Below are 13158 nucleotides of genomic sequence, written 5' to 3'. Positions count from 1 at the left end.
TCACCCGTATCATACGTCTTTTCACACCGCGCGGGTGATGTCTGGCGAACCTGCATATTCCTGAGCAATATACTCCGCTGCACGTGCCGTGAGCGCCATAGTCGTTAATGTCGGTCCACCCGCACCATTGGTAACAAAACAGCTGCTATCAGTAACAAATAAGTTGGGAATGTCCCAGCTCTGGTTATGTTTGTTGAGTACCGAAGTGGACGGATCATTTCCCATTCGCGCACCGCCACATTCATGGATAGCCGATCCTAAACACAGACTCTTTTGATAGGACAATTTAAACATTGTACGTTCAAACCAATTACCGGTTGGCATCAGATTGTCGCGGTTATGAATATCAAGAATACTGGCAGCAATTTCGATATTCCAGCCCATAGTATTGACCATCTCGAGAATACTCGCCATTTGCGCCTTTGCCATGTTTCGCTCATTTTTGCCCATGCGAATATCAATATTGGCAACCGGAATACCCCACGCATCTTTTTTGCGCGTGTTGAGCGAGATACGATTTTCTTTGACCGGTAACATCTCACCTTGCACGGTTAAACCGAATAACGTTGGTATGTGATCCGGCACCGGAATTCGGCCAACCATTCCCTGAATGTTGTAGCCACGAATAAAATCTATTTTCTCACCCTGTTTGAGGTTTTGAAAACGTGGAATATAAAAACCACCGTGATTATCGCCGGGATGTTTGCCGTCAACCAGTTCAAAACCGGTTGCTCCGGGCACCGAACCGAACACCACGCCATTGGTCTGGTCCATAAAATAGTGGCCTAACGCGCCAGAACTGTTAGCCAGTCCCTGAGGCGCGTCAGCCGTTGCAGAATTCAGCAATAGTCTTATTGTTTCTATCGTCGACGCACACAACATCACCACGTTGGCATGTACCTCGTGCACTTTCTTCGACTCCCTGTCAATGAACGTAACTCCCGTCGCCAGACCCGACGTTCTATCCACATTGACTTTACTCACAACACTGTTGGGACGTAAGGTAAGCTTTCCGGTCGCCTGCGCTGCCGCTATCGGTGACGTTGTGTGCGTTTTACCCTCTTCATCAGCGTGCGTCGCGTCACTACTGACATAACGCCAGGGGGTAAACCGGCGCTCAGACCACTTTCCCTGAACCGTATTTTGGAATTTCTTTTCGTAACTACTTAAGCCTGCTTCCGTTGCAAAGTTCCCGTCAGGCAGGTTTTCGATGCCGTCTTTACGACCGGCGATACGCAAAAAAGACTCGACTTTGTCATAATAAGGAACGAGATCCTGGTATTCAATTGGCCAGTCTTCTCCATACCCATCATGACTTGCCGCTTTAAAGTCATAGTCTGACATTCTTACAGCGACGCGCCCCCATGACTGAAAGCGACCGCCGACCTGACGCCCTCTAATCCACAGAAACGGGTCGGTTGACGTGGTGTACGGGTTTTCCAGGTCATTGACAAATAACTCTTTTTTGTCAGGCGAAAACCATGAACACCGGGCCTGGGTATGCTGACCTTTAATGCCGGCACCAATGCGATCCCAGGTATTAACCTGACGCTTTAAACCAGGACGTTTAAAAATTTCCTCATCCAAAGCCGGTCCGGCTTCCAGCAGTAATACACAAAGCCCTTTTTCCGTCAGTTCTTTCGCCGCAATACCACCGGTTGCCCCTGAGCCTACAACAATCGCGTCATATTTCATTTTGTCACACTTTAAGTCACTATTATTTTATAGAATATTAATTCTAATAAATTTATATTACAAGTAATGTGACAAATAAAAGTTAAACATTAATTTAACAATTACCATTAAATATAGCTATATTAATAATTTAATCACTTGATATGTATGGAAATATAAAAATATTTTAACAAAAATCAGTATTAGAACTATCATTTTAATATAAAAGAATGTTAGATTTTAGATCTCAGAAACAAAGAGTAGGAATCAACAATGACCCTCGAAGCCAGTGTAATTAAGCAAGATGCGGTGCGAAGCACGCCCTCAGGTTACGAAGTGGATGTCAGAATTGCCTGGTACCGTTCGTTACCGATTGCGTGCCTGGAAAATTTAAATATTACGATTGATGGGCATGAATATGCTGCAGATGATCTGACCATTCGGGTCAATGGCACCAATATTCCGGTGACTCAGGCCGGTGAATTTCTCGATGAATGGTGGTTCACACAGGATCCAATAACCGCCATTATCGATACGCCATCTGCGAAGGCGGCAGGTGAGAACATCAGTTTAAGTGTATCAATGGCAACGCGCATTCCCTATATCATTATCGGCCCCGATACTGCGCTTGTTCAGCGCACCGATGTCAGTAAAGAGGTAACTATTCAATGAGCATAATGTTAGGCACCACAATATATTCGATGACCAATGAATGGTTGGCTGGACAATTTACTTTACCACAGTTAATCGATGAGGTTGGCAAACGTAAACTGGGGCCGGGCCTGGAGATGATCGGATTCCAGAACCTTAAGGGGTTTCCGGGGAAAGTCGATAAACAGGAACTGAAACACTTTTTAGATGCCATTGAACGAAACGAACTTACCTTAACGTCTCTGGCAGGAAATGCCGACATCGCATTGAATCCCAATAAATGGATGGATACCGATGAAAGCGTTGAGTACATGCGCCCGCAAATCGAAATGGCAGGCGAACTGGGATTCCCGGTAATGCGGATCCAGATTGGCTTAACGCCGGAAGTGTTAACTAAGCTCGAACCCATTGCAGCAAAAGCCAACGTCAAACTCGGTATGGAAATCCACGCGCCGGAGGGCCCGAATACACCTAAGGTGATGGCTACACGTGAGGTATACGAAAAGATTGATTCTGAATACCTCGGTTTTGTGCCGGATTTTAGTTCCTGTATGCGCGCGATCCCACCAGGTATGTTAGATAAGTTAGCCCAGGCCGGACTTTCAGAAGACGGTAAAAAACTACTGATCAGTATGTGGGAATCAGAAGGTCACCCGTTCCAGCGCTACATGGCCTTCGCCGAACAAGCTAAAGAAGCCGGCGAACCTGAATTGCCGATTTTACAGTCAAAGCTGATTTTTACCATGTTTGGCAGACAGCAACCTGAAGAATGGGCCGACATCCTTGATCGTACCGTGCACATCCACGCAAAGTTCTACGAAGTCAACGAGCAATGCACTGACTCACCGTCTATCGATCACTACCGAATTTTACCGATATTTGATAACGCCGATCGTACTATCAGTATGTCGAGTGAGTGGGAAGGCCATGCGTTCTGGAACGCAGATGAAGTCTGCGCCTTCGAAATGGTCAGACGCCATCATCGCATGTGCGAACACATTTTGAATAAATAATCGCTTTCAAAGCCACTCCTACCCAACTGGAGTTGCTCTGGTGAGGCCTGCCGTATGTGCCCTACGTTGCAGGCCTTTTTTATTGATAACGCAGCAGATTTACCCTGAAGCAGCCGATCTGTATTTCCTCTCAACGACTCATCGAAACCGTTCAACCGGAATTGCCAGGCAACATACGGCTGAGCATAGCAATTCGTATGGTAATGGGTAATGGGTAATGGTTTATATCATTAATCCGGTTCGACGATGATACCCAACTGACCAAGCAGTTCCTGTTGCTGCCACTGGGTTATCTTTATTCCGGTAACATCAACGCGACGTATATCCAGACCAACCAAGTCGCAATGGCGTAAATCGGCGTTTTGAAGGGCGCACTGGTACCAGCATTCCGGCGAGAATTCACCACGTGATAAATCAGCACCGCGTAAACTGGCGCCACTCAGGTTAGCATCGATCCAGCGATTATCTGACAGTTTACACGCTTCTAAACGCGCACCAGACAAGTTAACGTAACTTAAATTACAGTCGGTGATGGTTGCTGAACAAAAATAGGCATTATGGCTAATCTGATTGCTAAACGATGCCTGGGTAAAGTCAGCGCCTTTGATATCGCAATGCTGCAACACAATACCAAGGCATTCCGCGCCCTTAAAATTAACCATCGCCAGTTTGCATTGCTCAAACCGGGCATCGTTTAACTTCGCAAAGCTAAATGTGCAGGCGCCCTGAGCACCCGGCTCAATAAAACTGCAGTGTTCAAAGACCGTGTCAGTCAGGTCGCAACGATCAAATCGACAGGCATAGAAATGACAGTGGGAGTAATAGCGGCCAGAAAGATCCTGACCTGAAAAGTCTTCCGACTCAAATGTTTGATTATTCATAGTAGACTTACTTTTTTATGTGCACCTGTCTACCCCCAGGGGCAGACAGGCTAAAGAATGTTAGATCAGCCCTTTGGCTAACTGTTGACTGGCATAGTCAACGGCTCTTGCCGTGAGGGCCATATAGGTTAAAGATGGATTCTGACAGGCTGAGGATGCCATCGCCGCGCCATCAGTAACAAAAAGATTGGGGATATCATGGGCCTGATTATAACCATTAAGCACCGACGTTTTCGCGTCCCGTCCCATGCGAGCACCGCCCATTTCATGAATCGCCGAGCCACCTGGATTAGGCTGGTCGGAGCCAAACAAGACCTTCCCGCCCGCGGCAACCACCATTTTTGCAGCCTCTTCTTTAGCCGCATGCAACAGTTTGTATTCATTTTCACCAAATGAAAAGCGGATCTGCAACTGCGGAAAGCCATCGGCATCGGTTTTATTCGGCTCCAGAGTGATGGCATTCTCGGCGCGGGGCAAACACTCAGCAAAGCTGGTCAGCACAAACTTCCAGTCGCCCGGACCTTGCAGACGTTGCGCAAACGATTTACCAATCCCAGCCTGCTTCATCCCCCGCGACCAGCTCGCACGATAGGCGCCGCCCTGATAGGAAAACCCACGGGTAAATGGTTGATCCTGTTCTTCCAAATTAACAAAACGCGGAACAACCACACCGGTCGGTCGATTACCGTAGTAATAACGATCTTCAAAACCGGGGATCACTGATGCAACGCCCACGGTACTGGCATGGTCCATTATATATTTACCCAACACACCGCTGCTGTTAGCTAATCCGTTCGGGAATGCCGCCGACACCGAACGCAACATTAACGCCACAGAATTAAACGCACCGGCACATAAAAATACCAGCTTGCCATGATACGTTGTAGTTTGTCGGGTTTGCGTATCTACCACTTCAACACCGCTTATGCGGTTGCTGTCAGGATCATGAACTAAGCGCGACGCCATCGCGTTGGTAATTAGCGTGAGATTACCCGTTTTTTGCGCGGCCGGTAAGGTACTGCTTTGAGTACTAAAATAAGCCCCAAATGAACACCCTCGCGCGCAAATCGCACGATTCTGGCATTGTACACGGCCTTCTTCGGGTTTTCCTTCAGTGAGGTTAGCCGTTCGGCCAATGGTGAGTCGTCGTTCCGGAAAATGCTGGCTAATCTGGTCGCGCATGTATTGCTCGACAACATTGAGCGCCATTGGTGGCTGAAACTGTCCATCGGGCAATTGAGGCAACCCTTCTTTAGCCCCGGATATGCCAACGAATGCCTCAACTTTGTCGTACCAGGGTGCCAGATCCTTGTAGCGTATCGGCCAGTCTGTCCCAATACCATCGCGCGCATTGGCACTAAAATCATAATCGCTCCAGCGGTAACACTGACGCCCCCACATTAATGATTTACCGCCCAAGTGATAGCCGCGGATCCAGCGAAATTTTGTATCGTCAGGCGTTTGATAAGGCTGCGCTTTATCGTCGACCCAGTAATCTTGATTCCATTCATCCAAATGCCCGGAGTGTTGTTGCACCGGATAGTGTTCATCCAGATAATTCTGGTCGCCTTCACCGCGAAAGGGCATTTCCCAGGGCGCTTTCATTTCGTTTTTATAGCCCGAGCGATGCGGGATGTTTTCGCCACGCTCTACCATCAGCACCTTTAAACCTTTTTCGGTGAGTTCTTTGGCGGCCCAACCACCGGTAATACCGGAACCTACGACAATCGCGTCGTACTGCTTGCTGTGTATCATCCGTATTTTACTCCTGTCCAATCCGAAGAAAACGCTTTGGGGTTATCAGAAAGCGGTACATCGGGGTCAAACCTCCCGGGCACGAGTACGTATCTGAGCGCCTGACTGGATCCGATTTCGGACGTGTAGTAACCAAGCACGATTAATGACTTGAGCGTTTTCCAAGCCGCAAACACATCAGGTAAAGCTTGTCCCCGGGGATGACTATAGGCTGCACTATCCAGCGGCTCGAGAAGTTTTTCTAACCGGGTTTGATTCAATGTAGTCAGTTCATTACCTGAATACTCATAAAACAAATGTTCAAACTGCGCAATTAACGACGCCTTCGCCCCTTCCAAACCATGAGCAGCAGCCATTTGCACAAACCCGGGAACCTTTGCAGCAACAGCGCCGGGAACATTCGTGTCCGGAATAACGCAATCACACACTGCCGTTAACCACGCAGGCGCGGTTGCCCCGCCAGGACTGCTGGCTGCCCATATGGCGCTGGGTGCCATAATCAGACCGCAGGCTGCCATGGCTTGCTTGAGCCAGACTCTGCGCTGTTGATTTTCGATTGAATTCATAATTCCATTCTCATTTATTCAGTAAATGCCTGGGCTTTAGGACCAATAGGCAAAGATACATCGCCGGTGGCAGCCCACTGAGTCCCCCGCAGGATCAGGCTCTTAACGCCATCATGCAGCAAGGTGTCCGGACCATGCCCGAGGGCGATACAAAAAACCCGTCCGGTGCCGTACTCCACCGTCCAGACCTGCGGATTGTCTGCTGCCATCGCTGACATACCGGCAAGTTTCTCAGGCGTATACAGACTTGGTGGATACTTAGGTCCTGCGATCGCCTGGGTATATAAATCCGGATCATCAAACGCTGTCGCAAGTACCCTCACCTTTGCTTTTGGATCCCAATACATATTTGTGTACATGTCATCATTCATCGTCCAGATGTAGTCGCGCATGCCTTGCGTGACGGGATGATCATGATCGACAACTTTGACCAGAAACGCATCGGGGGGCGACCGGCGGCTACCGTGCTGAGGACGCATCGTCCCACCTGCCAACCGCTCAAAGGCCGGCCATGACGGAGCCCCCATGTTGAACGATGCATGATACAGCACCACGCCTCCACCATTTTTTGCATAGTCAAAAAGCGCCTGTTCAGCAATGTGGCCCCAGCGTGTTTCCTCGCTGTCACTGTAATTCCAGCGCCCCAGGTAGTTGATAAAAACCACATCGTAACGGGTGAGTATGTCGGCGTTGAGTATCCGGGGGTCTTCAATAACCCGTACATCAAAAGCACCGCTGTTGAGCATTAAACTGCGTAGCTGCGTGTTTACACCAGTCCAGTCATGCTCATAGGAGCTTTCACCTGTGACAATCAATACATTGCTCACTTTGTTATCGGGCACGATAGGGACGGCTACACGTTGAACGGTTTGCGGTGGACGATAGTCCGGTACCGGGATCACAACACTTTCTGCGGCCTCAACGGCACTGATGGAAAGCAGAAATAATCCACAAAGACCTGCGCTTAATCGCGCATAGAAAGAAAAGTAAAGGTATTTTACAGAGCACAACATCATTGTCTCCGATAGTTGCCAGACACTAACGTGCGCTAGTGCCTGATAGGGTGAACTACAGGTTTAACGTCTTAACGTCACGGGTTGTAGGAACAAAAGGTAAGTAAGAAACGCGCATGGTGATGGCGACACTCACTTCATGAGTACCGCTGGCCAGCGGCTCCCTGGTGACTACGATCACCTTTGCTTTCTCACCAAAGTTCCAGCGGTCGCCGTATTCCGTTTCCATTTCATCCAGCGTCCACGTGTTGCCGCGTACTGCAAATCTGACATCATCACGCTGAATGTCCTGTCCATCGATGGATACGGCGATGTTTTCGACCATCGACAACCCCAGCCCCCGGTAATAAGGTAAACGCGCCAGTACACTGAAGCCGTAGCTGCCATCCTCAAGTTGCTCTGAGGCCAGACTGTCTTCAACAATCACTTTATTATCAAACATGCCGCCTCCTACTTAGCGTATTGACTAATTAGCTTATCGAGCATTCTTTGCTGACGACTAACCTGGGTAACAGAATCTACTTCAACCACATCTTCTATCCAGCGATTGCCCTCATATTCAGAACAAATATGACCATTGTATCCCCCTTCCATGAGTATTCTGACAATGTCATCATAGGGAATAGATGGCTCAATTAAGTCGTCGGTCACTTCATAAAACTTACCGTGGATATTGTGGATACGACTCATATGATCGAGCATACGTCGCGGATCGTAGGCGGCGTTGTGGCGTAATGTTTCTGCCATTGCAATCGACGGACCGCTGCCGCCCATTTCACGTACATTTTGAATAACATACTCACTCAGTACGCGATCTTCATACGCCTTCTCAATATAATCGGCAATCTTTTGTGATACGCCATTACGAATAAAGCGGGCTTTCCAGACTGGCGGGAATTTATCCAGGAACATGCCCATATCGGGCAAAAATCCCAGTGCGTCAGAGCCACTTTGTTCATAGGCTTCTGCGTGTCTTAGGATCCACGGGTGATCAAAATGCAGTGGCGCATGGACTTCAAGCAATAATTTAACGCCGGCCTCTTCGGCATAAGGCGCCGCTGCCACCAGTACCTTTGGTTCAATCGCCACCAACGCTCGTAAGTATGGTGCGCCAAGTCGCTTGGCTAAATCAATGTCACGCTTAATGCTCGCGACCTGTTCATCAAACGGCATCAAGCGGCCTTTGTAGCGTTTATAATCCAGCATAAAATCATGGGCAATCGGCGTTGTACCGTATTTTTCCATCAATGCATGCCAGTGTTGTATATCCGCTTCTTTAACGGGTTGCTCCGGGTATCCCCAGAAGCTTTGTTCGCCAATGACTTCAATACCAAAAGCACCTAATTCAGCACAAGTGCGAATACAATCTTCCAGGTCCATTTTGCCAAGAAAGGTCTCATGCTGAAAACTGTAAAGGCTGACGCCTCGTTTTATCGACATAACTATCTCCGATAGCGTTTTCAATTGTCTTTGTTTGTGAGTTAACTTAACTCACGCGTTGGCCCTGCATGGCCCTCACCTGTTCAAAACAGCTGCAGGTTAAGATGCACTGCTCACCTTCTTCTGATGAGCAACCGCATCAAATCAGGTTTAACTGTGTGTAGACACCGGTTTTGCTTTTGATCGGCCGGTCATGTGTGCAATAAAAGCAATCACTGCAGCAGCGATCCCAACCAATCCGGCGGTTTCGAATGCGCCTTGTACCGAGCCGACACCCCCCTCAAGTTTAGCCACCAGCCATGGACTGGAGAATTGTCCAAAGAAAAAGCACGATGCCCATATCCCCATGCCTCGGCCGCGATGCTGAGGCGTCACTTTAGATTGGGTCCAGGCAATCAAACACGGGACTGACATACCAGCGCCGGTTTGCTGGATCACCAGACCAGCAATCAGCACCGGTACTGAGTCCGCTAATCCCATAATTAGCAGACCACTGCATAGCACTGCAAAGAACGCCCCTAGCTGAATAGCGTTAGATTGCTTACCTAACAACCGAAATATCAAGGCTCCGACCATAACAAACAAGCTTGGAATTGCTGACAATTCACTAATTCGGGAAGGTTCGTTTATACCAATCTCACGAAACACCAGGCCACCAGAGATAATAAATACATAATAAAGGGCCGATGCGAGGAGCGTTACACCACCTACCATTACCATGGCAGCTGCGGGGAAAGGCGTTTTTACTGCGTTAGTAAGCTCTGCTGCTTGTTGTGAAACGGAGGTTGGTGATGTCGATTTTGCGCGTGTTTCCGTCAGGTAACGGGTCATTAACGCAAAAATTATAAATGCCACACCATAAATTAAGAATACGCCGTTCCACTGGATTTCTGTTGCAGGTCCGGCCATGCGGATAACGATAGCGCCTAGGAATGGCCCTGCAAGTCCCTGCAAAAATAACCAGTCGCGTCGACCTTCGTCTTCCCAGTAGTCAGCTATCAGCGTATTCACACCGGTAATAATAATGGCTTCAGAAAAACCCAGTAAAAACCGACTCCCCATCATCATATACAGATCGGTTAGAAAAAAAGGCGCCATACCAAACACACCATAAAAGAATGTGGCCCAGAGCAGTGGCTTTACACGACCGAATTTATCGACCAACACGCCGGCAAACGACGCCGTTAGTGCTATAGCCAGGCCCGGCGCCGATACCATTAACGGCACCAGTTCACGGGCGTTCGGGTGATCCTTGAAATGGTCAATAATCGATGGCAACGCCGGAAACATTGAAACAATTGCAAAGAGCGGCAAAAACGATGAAATGACAATGATTAGCCCCTGTGGCACTAATGTCAGTCGTTTAAAGAAGTTAACAATATTATTCATCTGCAATCGTTCCTAGAATACTCACTTCACACACACGATTCATATAGAATACATATTCTAATTATACAATCAAGATCAATTGTTAAATAATTATTTATGACGTGTTATCATAATGAGTGAAAGAGGTAGCTTAAAACTAAGAAAGAAAAAGCCAGTAGTAGTCTGGCTGCTATCTGAATTATTGGTGTGATAAACACTGGCTTGTAATAGAGTGACTGTTGCTATTCGATACACAAACAAGCCCCATATCGGTCTTTAGAGTAGGCTAAACGGGTTATATAGATTTAATATTAATTTTTCATTAATATCTAAAATAGATGTATGTATTCTAATTTGATAAAATAACAATTTCATTTATCAAGGTCAGGAAAACCGAGTGACTGCAGCCCCCAAAAATTATTTAAAAGAACCCAAACAAACTCGCAGTAAAGCCTCTTTAGAACGGCTACTCAATGCAACGTCTGAGTTACTGGTGGAGAAAGGCTATAAAGACTTTACACTGCAGGAAGTCAGTAAGCGTGCAAAAGTATCAATTGGCTCCATCTATAACCGGTTTAAGAGTAAGGAGGATTTGATTCGCTTGCTCCAGCAGCGCGAATTAGACGCACTGGAAGTTGAAACCGCGTTGGTTATCACCCGTATCCGTCGCAAAAAATTAAAGCTACGGGCGCTGGTGCCGGAAACTATCACCGAGTATGCCAACCTACTTGATAAACACAAAGGTATACTGCGTCCTCTAATGGAAGTATCGGCGATTGATGAAGTCGTGCTGGCTTACGGTAAAAAGCATGCAGCGCAAAATATAGCTGACTTCATCCAACTTCTTCTTGAATGCAAAGACGAGATGTCTCAACCCGATCCCGATCGCGCTGTTGACCATATTTTTAAAGTGATATACGCAGCGCTTGCCCGCTATCTGGGTTTAGGTATTATGGATAGTGTAGCCGGCGAAGGTGACTGGCAGGAACTGCTTGACGACCTCAGTCAAATCTCTTTGTACTATCTGCTGGGCCACCCTGACCAGTTAAAATGATCAACTATAGCCCCTGTTTCCGCTATCGACCTTGTTGCGATTCAACGTTAGGCATGACGAATCGACCAATATTAGGATTCAGTGCAGACAACTAAGTTCTGTAGTGATGCCAACAGCAACGGATTATTTTCCGTCATAAGACACGAACCGGCAAACCAATCCACACCTTCAGCTCAGGTTTGCCGACGTGAGTTCAATCGACCCCCTGATAATTTCATCGCCAGACATAATTTACACAAAATATTTACAAAAATTAAAATAACAGGTTGCCAATAACTTCTAATTAATATTAGAATTCTAATTACCATATGATATTGAAGTGGTATGCAAGCCGTTAAAGCTTGCCGATTTATGTTGTCTGCCCTTTGTACTGCGCCAGGACATTAAATAGCGCCAACAGTGGTGTTCTGTTATGTTAATTAACAATGCGAACAAAGGCATACTATCCCGTCGCGAGATTGTCGCCTACGGCTTTGGTGATGTATCAGCAAGTTTGGTATGGAACGCGGTCAGTGCCTTTGCCCTGATGTTCTACACCGATGTCGCTCTCTTACCAGCAGCCGCAATCGGTACTTTATTTTTCATTTCTCGAATTATCGATGCCGCTTTTGATGTCGGTATTGGTCTTACTGTCGATCGCACTCGCAGCCGCTGGGGCCGGGCCCGTCCCTATTTATTGTTTGGCGCAATTCCGTTTGGGTTGTTTGGTGTTCTCACTTTTTATGTGCCGGATTTAGGCGACGACGGACGTTTTTATTACGCACTATTTACCTACTTTATACTTGGCTTGTTGCTGTCTGTAGTCACTATTCCGTACAGCGCTATGCTGCCGATGATGAGTAATGTTGCCAAAGATCGTATTGACTTAAGTGCAGCGCGTTCGGTAGCGACATCAGTAGGCGTGATCATTGTGACTGCGCTTTTCATGCCTGGCGTAGCGTATTTTGGTAATGGTGACCAGCAGCACGGCTTTTTAGTGATGGGTGGGATTGTCAGCGCTATCGCAACCGCGATGCTTTTTTACTGTTTTTGGCATTGTCAGGAAAGGGTAGTGCCGCCAGAAACACAAACGCCCATCACGCTCAAAACCGATCTGTTGCAAATGTTTAAGAACCGGGCGTGGAATGTAGCTTCCGGTTTTGCACTGCTGAACTTTATTCGCTTTGGCGCTTTGCTTTCTATTACACCTTTTTTTGCGATCAATGTGCTCAAGCAACCCTGGATGATTTCGGTGCTACTACCAACACTATCCGGCACCCTGCTCGTGGGCGCCTTTATTGCCCGCCCGGTGTTAAATCGGCTCGGCCTGATTAAAGCGGATACGTTGGCACTGATTGGCGGCTTTATTTGCTACGCTGCGCTGCCGTTTTGCGAACAGTCCCCCTGGCTGTTTATCAGCTTGTATGTGCTGTCATCACTGTTTATCAGCATCACAATGACTTCCATTTATGCCATGGCCTCAGAAGCCGTTGACTTCCACCAACACTGGTTTGGCGTTCGCCAGGAAGGTCTGCTGGCCGCCGGCGTATCACTGGCAATAAAAATAGGCATGGCGTTTGGCGGTGCCGGCGTGGCCTATGCACTGGCATGGGGCGGATATGACCCAACTGCCGTCAGTGATAGTGCGACCATCACCATAGCCTGGGTCTATTACCTCTTACCGTTGGTCATTTTTATTTTGCAAGTAGCACTTATACGCTGCTATCCCTCATCACAAATACTTTCAGCGCCTGCACGCTGACA

At 47.7% G+C, this 13158-nt stretch carries 12 protein-coding genes; 4 read left to right on the top strand and 8 right to left on the bottom strand.

The genetic code is table 11. The features are described 5' to 3' along the window. Nucleotides 1-21: 21 nt before the first annotated feature. On the bottom strand, nucleotides 22-1695 hold the full coding sequence (locus AC2T0J_RS11160) for a GMC family oxidoreductase (RefSeq protein ID WP_489810195.1): 1674 nt from the start codon (nucleotides 1693-1695) through the stop codon (nucleotides 22-24). Between the two features lie 252 nt (nucleotides 1696-1947). Here AC2T0J_RS11160 and AC2T0J_RS11155 point away from each other — a divergent pair, with 252 nt between their 5' ends. Together AC2T0J_RS11155 and AC2T0J_RS11150 are read left to right on the top strand one after the other, a co-directional pair. Further along, on the top strand, nucleotides 1948-2346 hold the full coding sequence (locus AC2T0J_RS11155) for a C-glycoside deglycosidase beta subunit domain-containing protein (protein ID WP_489810194.1): 399 nt from the start codon (nucleotides 1948-1950) through the stop codon (nucleotides 2344-2346). Further along, nucleotides 2343-3338, top strand: a complete 996-nt coding sequence (locus tag AC2T0J_RS11150) for a sugar phosphate isomerase/epimerase family protein (protein ID WP_489810193.1) — start codon at nucleotides 2343-2345, stop codon at nucleotides 3336-3338. Before AC2T0J_RS11155 ends, AC2T0J_RS11150 begins: the two co-directional genes overlap by 4 nt. A gap of 230 nt (nucleotides 3339-3568) precedes the next feature. On the opposite strand, the gene AC2T0J_RS11145 is transcribed toward AC2T0J_RS11150, so the two are convergent. The 7 genes from AC2T0J_RS11145 to AC2T0J_RS11115 all read right to left on the bottom strand — a co-directional run bounded on the left by AC2T0J_RS11145 (nucleotide 3569) and on the right by AC2T0J_RS11115 (nucleotide 10382). Continuing rightward, complete coding sequence (locus tag AC2T0J_RS11145) at nucleotides 3569-4219, bottom strand: Qnr family pentapeptide repeat protein (protein WP_489810192.1); 651 nt, start codon at nucleotides 4217-4219, stop codon at nucleotides 3569-3571. A 60-nt stretch (nucleotides 4220-4279) separates the two neighbouring features. After that, complete coding sequence (locus tag AC2T0J_RS11140) at nucleotides 4280-5974, bottom strand: GMC oxidoreductase (protein WP_489810191.1); 1695 nt, start codon at nucleotides 5972-5974, stop codon at nucleotides 4280-4282. Continuing rightward, complete coding sequence (locus AC2T0J_RS11135) at nucleotides 5971-6540, bottom strand: gluconate 2-dehydrogenase subunit 3 family protein (RefSeq protein WP_489810190.1); 570 nt, start codon at nucleotides 6538-6540, stop codon at nucleotides 5971-5973. The genes AC2T0J_RS11140 and AC2T0J_RS11135 overlap by 4 nt, the downstream gene beginning before the upstream one ends. Before the next feature lie 14 nt (nucleotides 6541-6554). Next, nucleotides 6555-7556: a ThuA domain-containing protein gene (locus AC2T0J_RS11130; protein WP_489810189.1), complete on the bottom strand. Its 1002-nt coding sequence runs from the start codon at nucleotides 7554-7556 to the stop codon at nucleotides 6555-6557. 52 nt (nucleotides 7557-7608) lie between these two features. Beyond that, a complete protein-coding gene (locus AC2T0J_RS11125; protein WP_489810188.1) occupies nucleotides 7609-7995 on the bottom strand; it encodes a C-glycoside deglycosidase beta subunit domain-containing protein in 387 nt (128 codons plus the stop codon). 8 nt (nucleotides 7996-8003) lie between these two features. Next, a complete protein-coding gene (locus AC2T0J_RS11120; protein ID WP_489810187.1) occupies nucleotides 8004-8993 on the bottom strand; it encodes a sugar phosphate isomerase/epimerase family protein in 990 nt (329 codons plus the stop codon). 150 nt (nucleotides 8994-9143) lie between these two features. Continuing rightward, nucleotides 9144-10382 carry an MFS transporter gene (locus tag AC2T0J_RS11115; RefSeq protein ID WP_489810186.1) on the bottom strand — a complete coding sequence of 413 codons (1239 nt, stop codon included), beginning with the start codon at nucleotides 10380-10382 and terminating at the stop codon, nucleotides 9144-9146. A gap of 376 nt (nucleotides 10383-10758) precedes the next feature. Here AC2T0J_RS11115 and AC2T0J_RS11110 point away from each other — a divergent pair, with 376 nt between their 5' ends. Beyond that, the gene (locus AC2T0J_RS11110; protein ID WP_489810185.1) at nucleotides 10759-11415 is read left to right on the top strand and encodes a TetR/AcrR family transcriptional regulator; all 657 of its coding nucleotides are present in this window, start codon (nucleotides 10759-10761) and stop codon (nucleotides 11413-11415) included. A 412-nt stretch (nucleotides 11416-11827) separates the two neighbouring features. Beyond that, a complete protein-coding gene (locus tag AC2T0J_RS11105; protein WP_489810184.1) occupies nucleotides 11828-13156 on the top strand; it encodes an MFS transporter in 1329 nt (442 codons plus the stop codon). Nucleotides 13157-13158: the final 2 nt, after the last annotated feature.

The organism is Alteromonas sp. ISO5 (assembly GCF_058105165.1).
This window is presented reverse-complemented; position numbering and strand designations above follow the sequence as displayed.

Coding starts and splice junctions, on each gene's coding strand:
- AC2T0J_RS11160 (WP_489810195.1), bottom strand. CDS start 1,695: ATGAAATATGACGCGATTGTTGTAGGCTCAGGGGCAACCGGTGGTATT.
- AC2T0J_RS11155 (WP_489810194.1), top strand. CDS start 1,948: ATGACCCTCGAAGCCAGTGTAATTAAGCAAGATGCGGTGCGAAGCACG.
- AC2T0J_RS11150 (WP_489810193.1), top strand. CDS start 2,343: ATGAGCATAATGTTAGGCACCACAATATATTCGATGACCAATGAATGG.
- AC2T0J_RS11145 (WP_489810192.1), bottom strand. CDS start 4,219: ATGAATAATCAAACATTTGAGTCGGAAGACTTTTCAGGTCAGGATCTT.
- AC2T0J_RS11140 (WP_489810191.1), bottom strand. CDS start 5,974: ATGATACACAGCAAGCAGTACGACGCGATTGTCGTAGGTTCCGGTATT.
- AC2T0J_RS11135 (WP_489810190.1), bottom strand. CDS start 6,540: ATGAATTCAATCGAAAATCAACAGCGCAGAGTCTGGCTCAAGCAAGCC.
- AC2T0J_RS11130 (WP_489810189.1), bottom strand. CDS start 7,556: ATGATGTTGTGCTCTGTAAAATACCTTTACTTTTCTTTCTATGCGCGA.
- AC2T0J_RS11125 (WP_489810188.1), bottom strand. CDS start 7,995: ATGTTTGATAATAAAGTGATTGTTGAAGACAGTCTGGCCTCAGAGCAA.
- AC2T0J_RS11120 (WP_489810187.1), bottom strand. CDS start 8,993: ATGTCGATAAAACGAGGCGTCAGCCTTTACAGTTTTCAGCATGAGACC.
- AC2T0J_RS11115 (WP_489810186.1), bottom strand. CDS start 10,382: ATGAATAATATTGTTAACTTCTTTAAACGACTGACATTAGTGCCACAG.
- AC2T0J_RS11105 (WP_489810184.1), top strand. CDS start 11,828: ATGTTAATTAACAATGCGAACAAAGGCATACTATCCCGTCGCGAGATT.